Here is a 12,418-nt window from a genome sequence, read left to right as displayed (position 1 = left end):
AGCGCCTCCGGGGTGCTGTAGTCGCGCGTGCATGAGGTCTCCCAACCTTCTTCCTGCTCGCCGACTGCATCACCGAGGCGCCGGCGGGTGCCGGCCCCCTCGAGGCGGTGGCGGCCCGTCACGAGTGCGCGTCGAGCGCCATGGGCCCGGCCAACCGCGAGCTCGGCCCGCGCCTGGAGGCGGCCGTGGCGGCCGGCACCGAACTCCAGGATCGCGACGCCCTCAAGAGCGGGGGTCTCGCCGCCGCCATGACGGCAGCCCTCGCCCGCCGCGGTGTCCCCGACCCGACCGCGCGTCTCGCGGGCGAGCTGGGAGTCCTCGCGTTCAAGCGGGGGTATGCCCAGTGGTGCGAGAGTGATCGTGACGACGCGGAGGGGCTCGCACCGTACGTGCTGACAGCGCTGGCGGACCTGCGCGCGGCGACCGCCTCGCTGGGCTGACCGGCGGCGCCTCGCCGGCTCGACGTGATCAACCGGACGGGAGACTTCGCATGAGCGGCCCCAGCGGCGATCCGGAGCAGGAGCACGACCAGGAGCACGACCACGAGGACGAGCACGACGATGGGCACGGCTACCGGCACTTGCGCCCCGACCGCACAGGGCAGGCCGAGGCGTTCGACCGGATCAGCAGCCGCTACGACGAGGCCTTCCCGGACAAGGAAGGGCAGCTCGCGGCCACCGAGTGGCTCGTCGGCTCACTGCCCGCCGGATCCCGCGTCCTCGACCTGGGATGCGGCACCGGGGTGCCGACCGCCCGCCGGCTGTCCGAGGCCGGGCTTGAGGTCGTCGGCGTCGACCTGTCGGAGGTGATGGTCGCGCTGGCCCGCGACCACGTACCGGCGGGGGAGTTCCACCGCGCGGACATCGCCGACCTGCGCCCCGGAGGCCCCCGCGACCTGGGCCGCTTCCAGGCGGTGGCGGCCTTCTTCTCGCTGCTCATGCTGCCCCGCGCGGAGATCCCCCTGGCGCTGCGGACGATCCGTCATCTCCTCGTCCCCGGCGGCCTGTTCGCGCTGTCCATGGTGGAGGCGGACCTGGACGACTTCCCGATCCCGTTCCTGGGCGGGCGCATCCGGGTGTCCGGGTACCGGCGGGAGGAGTTGCGGGCCGTGGTCGAGGCGGCGCACTTCGAAGTCGTCGGCGAGTCCGCGTGGACGTGTGTCCCGGCCGGCCCGGACGTACCGCCCGAGGAACACCTCTTCCTGCGCTGCCGGAAGCCGGAGTCGTAGGACCCGCGAGGCGGAGTCCGAGAACCGGCAAGGCGGAGTCGCGCGATTCGCGAGGCGGAGCCGCAGAACCCGCGAGGCGGAGCCGCACAACCCGCGAGGTCACACGGGCAGCAGCGGTTCGAGATCCCGGTCCACGCGCCGCCAGTCCCTGGCCGCCGTCGTCCAGACGTGGCCGCCGCCCAGGCGCCGGCCGAGCACCGCCGCCGCGCTCTCCCGCAGCCGTGCGGCCTCCGCCGTACGCCCCAGTGCGCGCAGCGTGACGGCCAGGCCGAGCTCCGCGATCGCGGTGTCGGGGTGGGCCGCGCCCAGGCGGCCGCGCAGCGCGGAGGCGCAGGCCCGGGCCGTCCGCTCGGCCTCCTCGAAGCGCTCGAGGTCGCTCAGGACGTTGGCCAGGGTGACGGTGCCGCACAGCGTGTACGGGTGCGCGTCGCCCAGGCGCTTGCCCAGCGCGTGTACCGCGCGGACGGACGCCTCCAGCGCCGCCTCCCGCTCGTTCGCCATGCGCAGGCAGACCGCGATGTCGTGGTCGCAGACGGCCGTGTCCGGGTGGTCGGCGCCGCGCTCCCGTCCGAAGCGCTCCCGCAGAGCCGTCAGGGCGGTGCTCGCGTCCTGCGATGCGCCCTCGACGGCCCTCAGCATGGCGAGGTTGACGGCTCCGGCCAGGCGGCCGGGGTCGTCCTCGGGCACCGCGCCGCCGTAGTCCCCCTCGGCGGCCGAGGCCAGCGCGCCGGCGTCCTCCCGCTCGCCCAGCCGGCGCAAGGAGACCGACAGGCTGACGGCCGCGTGCAGCGCGGCGGGCGCGCCCTGGGTGCGCAGTTCGTCGAGGGCGGAGCGCAGTACCGGCACCGAGCCGGCGTAGTCGCCCGCCTCGCGCAGGTCACGGGCGTGGCCGAGCGCCGACGCCAGGGTCGAGGGGTGGCCCGGCCCGAGCACGTCGCGCCGCCGCTGCCAGGCCGCGAGGCTGCGTTCCCCGGCGGCCTCGTAGTCGCCCGTCAGGCGCAGGCAATGGGCCAGTTCCTGCGCGGCGGCCAGCGTCCGCGGGTGCTCCTCACCGAACGCCTCCCGCAGCCCGGCCGACACCTCCCGCGCGAGTCCCAGGGCCTCGTCGAACCTGCCCAGCGCCCGCAGGTCCTCCGCCAGGCCGGCGGCGGTCATCAGGGTGTGCGCGTGCCCCGGCGGCAGGAGTTCCCGCTGCTGCCGCAGGGTGTCCGCGTCGAGTGCGCGGGCCTCGGCATGGCGGCCCAGCGCCCGCAGCGCCGCCGCCTGGTGACCGCGCAGCAGGAACACCTGGTGGGAGGGGGACGCGCCGTCCGTCCGGCACCAGCGTTCGTCGAGGCGTCGCCCCAGTTCGAGGGCCTGCTCCGGCATTCCGCACTGCGCGGTGCGGCGCAGCCGCTCCAGGAGCACGGCCCGGGTCCCGGCGTCCTCGCACCCGTCGGCCCCGGCGTGATCGAGATGCGGCCACAGCATCTCGAAGGCGTGGCCGTCCGCGCCGGAGCCGTCGCGGCGCGGTGCCGCCGCGCTCAGCAGCCTGTGCGCCTCGTGGCGGGCCGCCTCCGTGACGGCGGCGGGCAGCAGGGTCAGGACCAGTCGCTGCACCACGCGGTGGATCCGCAGCGTCTGCCCCACCTGGTCGACCTCCGCGAGACCCAGCCGGCTCAGCTCCTGCACCACGGGACCCAGCAGCATGGGCTCGTGCAGCGTGCCGTCGAAGGGGCGCAGGACGTGCAGCGCGGTGTCGGACTGCACCAGTTCCAACGGCACCGGCGCGGGCGCGAGATGGCTGCACACCGCCAGCAACCGCAGGGCCGCCGGGGCGCGTTTGCCGAGCGCGGCCAGCGCCGTCGCGGTGCAGGCGCCGACCGGGTCGTCCTGATCCGTCAAGTCCTGTGCCTGCTCGCTGAGTTGCCGTAAGAACTGGTCCGGCGAGGCATTCTGCGTGAGCCAACAGGCGGCCTGCGCGACCGCCAGCGGGTTGTCGCGGGCCGCCGCCGCGATCCGGTCGGCGTCGCCGACGGCCAGGGCCGGCACCCGTCTGCGCAGCAGCTCGATGCTCTGCTCACGTGGGAAGGCGTCGACCTCCACGGCGTCCATCACCGCGCGCCAGGCCCGGTCCCGTGACGACACCAGCAGATGCCCGCGCCTGCCGGAGGGCAGCAGCCCGGTCAGTTCGCCGGGGCGGCCCGCGTTGTCGTAGACCAGCAGCCAGCGGCCGAACCCCTCGCCGTCGTCCGGCGGTTCGAGGGCGTCGAGGGCGCGGCGCGCCGCGTCCGGCACGCCGCCGGAGTCGCGCAGCCCGAGCCGCCGCGCCAGCCGCGCCAGTGACAGCAGCACCGACTCCCGGCTCTCGGCGCGGACCCACCACACCAGGTCGTAGGCGGCCTGGAAGCGGTGGGCGTACTCCACCGCGAGCTGGGTGCGGCCCACGGCGCCCTGGCCGCCGGCGGGCAGGACCGCGGCGCGGTGGCGGCTGACGTCGAGGGTGGCGTGCACCTGGTCGAGCAGCCGGTCGCGGCCCACGAAGAACGGGTTGCGCGGAGGGGCGTCCCAGACGGCCGGCGTCCGTCCCGGGAACCGGGGCCGCGCCGCCTCCAGCGCCCGCGTGGTCGCCTCGCCGGTCAGTCCGACGGCACGCAGGACGGCCGTGGCGCTCCGCGGCTCGTCGAGCCCCGTCAGGTCGACCGGGTCGTGCTCGCTGAACCGCGCGGTGGGATTGACCGGTTCGACTCTCAGGACGATCAGCGCGCGCGGCGCGCCGGGCGCGGTCTCACCGACGCTCTCCCACAGCGTGCGCGACTGCGGCGAGCGCAGGAAGGACGAGGACAGCAGGGCCACCGTGCGCGGGACACGGCCCGCCGCGGCCGGCTCCGCCCCGGCGCCGGGCGCCAGCACCTCGAAGCCGGAGCGGGTGAGCAGCGAGGTGGTCCACTCGGCCCACATCCGGTCCTGGGGCGCGTACCACAGCCGCAGCGGGATCGCGGCGGGCGACATCGGCCGGGCGTAGGAGGCGAGATGCCGCCGGCGCAAGTCCTCGTCCAGGGACGGGAAACGCCGTACGCGCCCTTCGGTGATCCGGTCCGCCAGCCGCTCGAACGCGGCCAGCAGACTGCCGGGCCGCTCCGGCCGGTCGCCGAACGTGGCCAGCGTCTCCTCGTAGGCGTACGCGGGCTGGTGGGGCACCTCCATGCCCGCCCAGTAGCCGTCGGGCAGGTCCGGGAAGGAGGCGCGCACGAGTTCCCGCGCGGCGGCGAGCCGGGCGTCCTGGCCGGCGGCGACCCGCATCGCCACCGGCAGCATGCGCAGGGTGCGCGGCTGGACGTCCTGCGCGATGGAGCGGGCCACCGCCGCGGCGCCCTCGATGCTCTGCGAGCTCAGGGTGAAGCAGTTGACCAGCACGTCCGGCAGGTCGATGGTGCACAGCCCGACCAGATGGCTCACCCCGCAGCGGCTGTCGATGAGGGTGTAGTCGTAGCGGTTCTTCATGTCGTGGCGCAGCGCGTCCAGGAAGCGGGCCCCGTCCATCAGGTCGGTGGTGAACTCCCGCCAGCTGAAGTCCATCAGATGGGTCGCGTACTCCTGGTCCTGCCGCCCGGCCGGCATGTAGTCCAGGGTGCCGCCGCCGGGGAAGGTCCACTCGACCGAGACGGCGTGCCGGCGCACCCGGGCGTGCCGCTGTCGCAGGTCGGCCGGTGAGTCGGTGCTGGTGCGCCAGTCCGCCACGTAGTCGGCGAACAGGTTCAGCACGCCGGTGGTGGCGCCGGAGGTCGCCGCGCCGAGAAAGGGGTGGAAGTAGCGGTGCAGTCCGGGCGCCTCGAAGTCCCAGTCCGAGGCCAGGACGCGGTAGCCGTTGGAGGCCAGGATCCAGGCGATGTTCGCCACCGCCATGGTCCGCCCGGTGCCGCCCTTCTGGGAGTAGAAGGTGATGATCTGCCCGTCACGGCCGGCGGTCATCGGCCGCCTCCTCCACTGGCCCCGGCATGCCCGGCAGGGGCCCGCGCAGCCTCGGCCGGGCCACGGCCGGGCCCTCCGGCGGATGCACGGGCGCGTACCGCACGAACTGCGCCGCCGCCCACTGGATCAGCGTCGGCAGCACGTCCGCGAACGCGTCCGGCGAGGGCACCCCGCTGGTGGCCACGCGGGACACGCTGCGGCCGCGCTGAAGGGTGCGGGCGAGGGTCTTCTCCAGTGTCTGCTGAAGCTCGTCGCCCGAGGCCGGGTCGTCCGGGTCGGAGCGGTCCCACGGCACGATCACACTGACCCAGGGCCGGGCGGCGAGGTCCATGCGGGCCAGCAGCTGCCGCTGTTCCGCGTCGGCCAGGGCCCAGCGGTCGAGCAGCACCACCGCGGGGCCGTCCGGCTGTTCGCCGGTCAGCGGCTCGGCGGCGGCCTCGCCGAGCGGCTCGATCGTCGGCAGGTAGTCGAGCCGCCGCACCTCCTCGGCGGCGACCTCGGCGAGCGGCCGGTGGTCACCGCCCCAGACGCCGGCCCGGTACGGGTTCCAGTCCACGGACGACGGCCCGTAGCAGTCCGCCGAGCGGCCGGGCGGCAGCCGGTGCCGGGTGCTCAGGGCGGCGACGACGATGCGCAGCCGGCGTGAGCCGGTCCGCGGTTCGAAGGCGCTGGGCACCTCGTCGATGTCCAGCGGGCGGCCGGCGGGGGAGGGGCGCCGCTCCGCCGTGGTCACGATGGCCTTGGCCAGCTGGTAGACGGCCCGCTCGTACTCGTCGCGCAGATATCTCAGCTTCATCAGGCCGTACAGGCCCTCGGTGGCGTAGTCCTCGCCGAAGGCGCGGTGGTCGGCGTACACGTCCCGCGCGGCGGGGGGAAGGTCCTCGTGGCGCACCGGCACCCAGAGGGCCGGCACGATCGCCGCGGCGGTGGCCTGACGCATCAGCGGCCGGGTGACGCGCCGGGAGAAGGCGTACCACTCCTTGCCGCACATGTCGCTGCGGAAGTAGCGCGGCGAGTAGAGCGGCACGAAGACACGGCAGTTGGCGAGCGCCACCGCGAGGCGTTCGCTCCAGCTCTCGCCCAGGCGCATCTGACGGGCCATGAAACCCACCGGGTGGCCCGCCGGATGGTCCGTCATCGCCATGACGTGGTCGCTGAGGTCCTGGAACAGCCGGTGCACCCACAAGTCGGGGTCCATGCCGGGGCTGTACGACGGTGTGTGGGCGTAGCTCAGGAAGAAGTACGGCCGTCCGCGCGCGTCCGTCACGTCCGCATCCCGGCTCACGCGCAGTCCTCCCCACGGCCCCCGCCGTCACCGCCTCCGCGCGAACGCGGCCGGCGCCGGCATGTCGACGCGCTCATCATCCTCCGGATGGGCCGTGATCGTCAGCTCCTTGAAGCCGTCACGTGCGCCGGGCTCACCCCGGGTCGCTCGCGCTCCCCTCGCCGGGGAGCGGGTTCAGACGCATCGAGTCGTCGTACACATTGGTGAAGCGGGGGCGCTTCCTCGGCTGTTCGGTGTGGTCGCCGCGCAGCGAGGTCACCGCCCGCTCCAGGTCGGTGATCCGGCTGATCTGCTCGTGCACCAGCAGGGTGAGCTCCTCCAGCATCTCCTCCGGCGACCGCCGCGGCGGGTCCTGTTCGGCGCGGTCCGCGGTGAGGTCGATGGCGGCCAGCCCGTCGCGGAGCATGGGCCACACCATGTCGAACAGGTTCTTCACCCGGATGTCGTCGGGCGGGCGGTTGGCGGACTCGCGCAGGACCGCGCTGATGGCCTTGACCATCTTCAGCACGTCCGCCGGGTCGTCGGCCTGTGTCGACGAGAACTGGCGCAGCGGACTGTTCGCCAGCTCCAGGTCCTTGTGGGTCCCCTCCAGCAGGAACGGCACGACCAGGCCGCGGTGTTCGTCCACCTCCTTCGACAGCGCGCCCGACTCGAAGGTGATCCACGGCGCGTCGATGTTCGCCCGCGTGATGCAGGCGATCCCGAAAGAGCTCTGGTCGAGCTGCTCCTTGAGTTCGGTCAGGCCGCGCGCGCCCTTCCTGATGCTCTCCGAGGACACGAACGGCTCGATCTCGTCGCTGAAGTAGGGCAGCCACGAGGCGAGCAACTCGGCGCACTTCTGGGACGCGGGCCCGGACCAGCTCAGGAAAATCTTCACGATGCGCCCCCAAGGTCCGTGATCCGCCGTGAGGATAGTCCCCACAGGGATCAACTGCCCCTGGAACGGGGCAATCACCCGCCCCGGCGGCTACCCTGGACGCCCTTGGGGGCCCGCGGCTCTCGCGCGGCGACACGAGTGACGGCAAGGCGTGGTGGGGAGCGGCGATGACCGAAGGCCGTGACGGACGCATCGTCACGTTCTACTCGTACAAGGGCGGTACGGGCCGCACGATGGCCCTGGCCAACGTCTGCTGGATCCTCGCCGCCAACGGCAAGCGGGTCCTGGCCATGGACTGGGACCTCGAGGCCCCCGGACTGCACCGCTTCTTCCACCCCTTCTTCGACCGGGCCGTGCTCGACGCCACCACCGGTGTCATCGACATGATGGGCGACTACGTCTGGGCGGTCACCGACGGACGGCCCCACACGGGCCCCTGGCACCTGCCCTACGCGCGGATCCGGCCCCACGCCGTCTCCGTCGAGTGGGACTTCCCGGACGGCGGCAGTCTCGACCTCGTCTCGGCCGGCCGGCGCAGCAGCAGCTATTCCGCCCAGGTCACCGCCTTCGACTGGGACAACTTCTACGAGCGCCTGGGCGGCGGCCAGTTCCTGGACGCCATGCGCGCCGACATGAGACGGCACTACGACTACGTTCTCCTCGACAGCCGCACCGGCCTCAGCGACACCGCCGACATCTGCACCGCCCACCTGCCCGACGTGCTGGTGGACTGCTTCACCTTCAGCGACCAGAGCATCGACGGCGCCGCGGCCGTCGCCCGCGAGATCAGGGAGCGCTACGGCGACCGCGGCATCCGTATCCTGCCCGTCCCCATGCGCATCGACGAGGGCGAGAGGGAGCGGGCGGACGCGGGGCGCGCGCTGGCACGGATGAGGTTCGACGGCCTGCCGGACGTCCCGGCGTCCTGCGCGGACGCCTACTGGGCCTCCGTGGAGATCCCCTACCGGCCGTACTACGCCTACGAGGAGACCCTCGCGGTCTTCGGCGACCAGGCCGGGACGCCCGCCTCCCTGCTGAGCGCCTTCGAACGCCTCACCGCGCTGATCACCGAGGGGGAGGTCACGGCGCTGCCGCCGATCGAGGAGGAGATCCGGCTGCGCTACCGGGACGCCTTCACGCGCCGCCGGCCCCGCGTGCCACGGCCGGTGGTGTACGTCGACCACGCGCCGCAGGACGAGTCATGGGCGCAGTGGGCGCTCGTCCTGCTCACCTCGGAGGGGTACCAGGTGCTGCTGCGGCAGCCGGGGGAGGCGGAGGCCGGCGAGACGGCGGACGAGGTGGCCGGGGAGGTGTCCGACGGGGCGGGTGACGGCGGGTACCACCGCACCGTCGTGCTGCTGTCCCCCTCCTACGTCGGCTCCACGGCGGGACGCGCGCGGTGGGAGGCATGGACGTCCGCCGCGTCCCGTGACGCCGGGGGGACTTCGCGGGCACCCGTGCTGCCGGTGGTGGTCGGTGACTCGGCACGCCGGCGCCGCTGCCGTTGCGGAGTGCCGTGAACCTGGTCGGGCTGGACGAGGAGGCCGCCGCGCGGGTGCTGCTGCGCGCCCTGAGCCGGTCGTAGCCCGCGCAGGGCCGTCGACCGAGGCGCGGGCGGTGCTCGTGTGAGCCCTGTACGCGCCCCCGGCCGGACGAGAAGACTGCCTCACCGGCGGCCGGTGGCCCGAGACCATCGTCCGCCGCTCCACCCGGTCCCTGAGGGAAGGCAGGTCGGTGGCCGTGCTGTTGCGTCTGCCCACATCGGTGTCCGAAGCGCGCGAGTGTCTGGCCGAGGGGGCGGTGCCGGTCGGCGGCGCGACCCTCGTGTGGGCCACCTGGCAGCGGGACGGCTTCCCGGAACTGGCCATGTCCCTGCGGGACGTACCGGAGGCCAATGCGGTGGGGCGGCGGACGGTGGGCGGCGCCGTGGTCCTGCGGCGGATGGACGACCGGGTCCCGGACGTGCTGCGCCTGGCGGCAGGCACGGTGGGCACCGGCGCCGTGCGGCGGACGGCGACGGTCGGCGGCAACCTGGTGGGCAGCGCGCTGCGCTGTCTGCTGCCCCCGGCGCTCGTCCTGGACGCCCGGGCGACCGTGCTGGAACCCGAGGGCGTCCGCGAGACCGACCTGGCCGAGGTGGTGGCCAAACGCCCCGTCCTGCTGAGCCTGAGCTGGCGCGAGCCCATCGCCTGCGCGTACCGGAAACTGGACGCGGTGGCGGGCGGTCCACCGCCGCTGGTCGTCACCTCGGCTGTCCACGACGACGACCGTCTGCGCGTCGCGGTCCGCGACGGCTACGAGACCCTCAGCGCCGACACCGCGTACACCAACGGCCCCGAGCAGACCCTGGCCACCCTGCGAGCCACGGCCTTCGCCCAACTGCCGGCCGAGGCCTGGCACGTGGTCCACACCCAGGTCACGAACCTGCTGCGTTCCCGCCCGACCCCCTGAAAGCCCTCAGCACAACCGATCCAGCTCCTCGCCGATGGCTTCCCGCACCTCACCGTGGTGCGGCCCGAGCCCGTACCGCTCGTCACTCCACCGGTCGGACGGGTACAACCAGACGGGCCTGCCCACCAGTTCGGCGGGCTCCCACGCGAACCGCGGCCACACATGGGCGTGCAGGATCGGGTCGGTGTTGCCCAGGATCTCCAGGTTGACCCGCCGGAACCCCGGGTCCAGCTTCCGGCAGGCCCGCTCCACCGCCTCTCCGAGCCGGTCCATGTCGGCGAGGAACGCCAGCCGCTTGGCCCTCGGCAGCTCGGACAGCCGCTGCACACCGGGTTCGTCCACGAGCAGCACCGAATAGCCGGGCAGGAACTGCACATCCCCGATCACCGCGAATCCGGACTCCAGCCGCCGCAGCACGGTCGGATTCTCCCTCCGCAGAGCAGCACCGACCCGATCCGTCCTCCAGTTGTCGATCACGAACCGAGCCTACTCACAGGCGCGGTTGGGTCCGAAGAGGGCTTCAGGTCTCCAGGACGTCCCTCACGAACACGATCCCGTCCGTGTCGACGAGTTGGGCGGGGTCGAGTGGGGCGTAGCCGAACCAGGGGGTGGCGCGGGGGGCGGGCAGGGAGGCGCCGAGGGTCGTGGCCAGTCGCCGCGCGTCGATGAGGCAGGGGGATCCGGGCAGGGCGTACAGGAGTCCTTCGAGGGTGTCCGGGGGCGGGGTGTCCACTGCGCGGTGGGGGAGCGTGCCGAGGGCGGTGGCCAGGAACGCGTAATCGCGGCCGAGCCGGGCGTCGGCGATCGCGCCTGCGCTCCACCAGTGGACCGGTCCCTGCCACGTCCGCATCGTGCTCCGGGTGCGCTGGAGGTGGGAGTTGTGGGCGTGGACGAGTACGGGTCCGCGTTCGGCCAGGGCGAGCAGGTTGCGCGCCATCATCAGGTCCCGAAGCTGGCACAGCCGGGTCATGCGGGCGGGTGAGGTGTCGGCCATGCAGTGGTGGTAGCGCAGCAGACCGATCGCGGTACGCCCGTACAGGCGCGCCCGCTCCACCTCCCCCCGCGAGGTCTGCGCCAGGAGATGCGGCGTCTGCGCCTCGAGCAGCGCCACCAGATCGTCCGCCAGCAACCGCAACCGGGCGGCCTCGGCCGACTGCCCCACGGACCGGGCCGGGTCCGTCATCGCGGCCGGACTGGTCCACCGGTCGTCGGCGCCGAGCAGATGATCGAGCGTTTCGGCGGTGCACGGCAGAAGGTCCGCGTCCACCCGCGCCGTGAGGTATCCGTGGAGCGCGGTGAGGGCCTGCCGGGGAGCGGCGGCGCCGGTGATCTCCAGCGGGCCGTCGACACCGGCGAAGCGGAGCTGATCCGCTGAGGGCCGGCCTTCGTTGTGGGCGCGCATCCAGCGCACGAGCTCGCGGTTGCCCGCGCAGGCACCCCAGCCGTGGCTGAATCCGCGCTCCATGACCTCGTCGAGGGTGCCCGTGCCCGACGTGACGTACTCGTCGACGACGAGGCCTTTCACGCAGTCGCTCTCGATCGCGATCGTCCGGGGTCCCTCCTGCTCGGCGAGCTGACGGAACAGCTCGTTGCGCAGGCCGAGGAGTGCTTCCTCGCCGTGGGTGGGCTCACCCAGCGCCAGCACCCGCGGCCGGGCCGGGAACAGCTCCATGACGGCGGCCGCCTCGAAGGGCCGGGCGATGTCCTTGATGCCAGTAGCCATGCCTTCAACGCTATCGTTGAACCCTCGGTTGAAACTTTCCCGAGAATCCTCCGCGATAGGGTGCCCGTCATGCGGCGAAACCCTCAAAGCTCCGCTCGGCTCAGGCCCGTCGACCTGGCACGCGGGCACGGTCTGTCGACGCAGGCGGTCAGGAACTACGAGGAGGACGGCATCCTCCCGCCCGCCGGCCGCACACCCCACGGCTACCGCACCTACACCTCGCTCCACGCGGCCGCCCTGCGTGCGTTCCTCGCCCTGGTGCCCGGCCATGGCCACCGGCGGGCGGCGTCGATCATGCGGGCCGTGAACCAGGGAGCCGTCGATGACGCGTTCCGCCTCATCGACGAGGGCCACGCCCAGCTTCTGGAGGACCGGGCGACCCTGACGGCCGTGAAGAACGCCCTGCGTGACCTGGAATCCACCGCGGCACCCGAATCCGGCGTGGAGCCGGCACCGCCCGTGGCCGCCGGTCCCGGCGGCACGTTCATCGGTCCGCTGGCCGAGAGGCTCGGCATCCGGCCGGCGACGCTGCGCAAGTGGGAACGCGCGGGTCTGGTACGCCCGCGTCGCGACCGGCTGACCGGATACCGCGTCTACGACGCGGCCGACGTACGGGACGCCCGGCTGGTTCACCAGCTCAGGCGGGGCGGCTACCCCCTGGCCCGGATCGCCCCGCTGATCACCCAGGTGCGGTCGGCCGGCGGGCTCGAGCCGCTGCAGGCCGCGCTGGGCGACTGGCACGCCCGGCTGTCCGGCCGCGGCCGCGCCATGCTGCACGGGGCCGCCGAGTTGGAGGCGTACCTCCGCGAGCGCGACTGAGACACCGGCTACCGGACGACCCTGCCTCCGAGTCGGGCGTGCCGGTAGGGGTCCCAGGCGTCGGAGCGGCAGTGATCGCGGTGG

The 12,418-nt window shown here is 73.6% G+C and carries 9 protein-coding genes and 1 pseudogene; 5 read left to right on the top strand and 5 right to left on the bottom strand.

Features of this window, described 5'->3' with window-relative positions; genetic code table 11:
* The first annotated feature begins 107 nt into the window (after positions 1-107).
* Together IE217_RS09040 and IE217_RS09035 are read left to right on the top strand one after the other, a co-directional pair.
* A complete protein-coding gene (locus tag IE217_RS09040; protein WP_229865136.1) occupies positions 108-440 on the top strand; it encodes a hypothetical protein in 333 nt (110 codons plus the stop codon).
* A gap of 50 nt (positions 441-490) precedes the next feature.
* A complete protein-coding gene (locus IE217_RS09035) occupies positions 491-1,228 on the top strand; it encodes a class I SAM-dependent DNA methyltransferase (RefSeq protein ID WP_190177216.1) in 738 nt (245 codons plus the stop codon).
* Positions 1,229-1,327: 99 nt separating this feature from the next.
* Here IE217_RS09035 and fxsT read toward each other — a convergent pair whose 3' ends face one another.
* The 3 genes from fxsT to IE217_RS09020 all read right to left on the bottom strand — a co-directional run bounded on the left by fxsT (position 1,328) and on the right by IE217_RS09020 (position 7,341).
* Positions 1,328-5,179, bottom strand: a complete 3,852-nt coding sequence (gene fxsT / locus IE217_RS09030) for an FxSxx-COOH system tetratricopeptide repeat protein (protein ID WP_190177215.1) — start codon at positions 5,177-5,179, stop codon at positions 1,328-1,330.
* Positions 5,163-6,464, bottom strand: a complete 1,302-nt coding sequence (locus tag IE217_RS09025) for a TIR-like protein FxsC (RefSeq protein WP_229865134.1) — start codon at positions 6,462-6,464, stop codon at positions 5,163-5,165. Before IE217_RS09025 ends, fxsT begins: the two co-directional genes overlap by 17 nt.
* 133 nt (positions 6,465-6,597) lie before the next feature.
* Positions 6,598-7,341 (bottom strand): TIR domain-containing protein, encoded by a 744-nt coding sequence (locus IE217_RS09020; RefSeq protein WP_190177214.1) that lies wholly within the window; start codon positions 7,339-7,341, stop codon positions 6,598-6,600.
* 167 nt (positions 7,342-7,508) lie between these two features.
* Here IE217_RS09020 and IE217_RS09015 point away from each other — a divergent pair.
* Positions 7,509-8,920: pseudogene (locus IE217_RS09015) on the top strand (KGGVGR-motif variant AAA ATPase); the annotation flags it as partial.
* 161 nt (positions 8,921-9,081) lie between these two features.
* The gene (locus IE217_RS09010) at positions 9,082-9,792 is read left to right on the top strand and encodes an FAD binding domain-containing protein (protein ID WP_190177424.1); all 711 of its coding nucleotides are present in this window, start codon (positions 9,082-9,084) and stop codon (positions 9,790-9,792) included.
* A gap of 6 nt (positions 9,793-9,798) precedes the next feature.
* Here IE217_RS09010 and IE217_RS09005 read toward each other — a convergent pair whose 3' ends face one another.
* On the bottom strand, positions 9,799-10,269 hold the full coding sequence (locus tag IE217_RS09005) for an HIT family protein (RefSeq protein ID WP_190177213.1): 471 nt from the start codon (positions 10,267-10,269) through the stop codon (positions 9,799-9,801).
* A 43-nt stretch (positions 10,270-10,312) separates the two neighbouring features.
* Positions 10,313-11,515, bottom strand: a complete 1,203-nt coding sequence (locus IE217_RS09000) for an erythromycin esterase family protein (RefSeq protein ID WP_190177212.1) — start codon at positions 11,513-11,515, stop codon at positions 10,313-10,315.
* A 69-nt stretch (positions 11,516-11,584) separates the two neighbouring features.
* Between IE217_RS09000 and IE217_RS08995 the strand changes: the two genes are divergently transcribed.
* Positions 11,585-12,334: a TioE family transcriptional regulator gene (locus tag IE217_RS08995; protein WP_190177211.1), complete on the top strand. Its 750-nt coding sequence runs from the start codon at positions 11,585-11,587 to the stop codon at positions 12,332-12,334.
* Positions 12,335-12,418 lie beyond the last annotated feature (84 nt).

The organism is Streptomyces naganishii JCM 4654 (assembly GCF_014650575.1).
GTDB classification, from domain to species: domain Bacteria; phylum Actinomycetota; class Actinomycetes; order Streptomycetales; family Streptomycetaceae; genus Streptomyces; species Streptomyces naganishii.
This window is presented reverse-complemented; position numbering and strand designations above follow the sequence as displayed.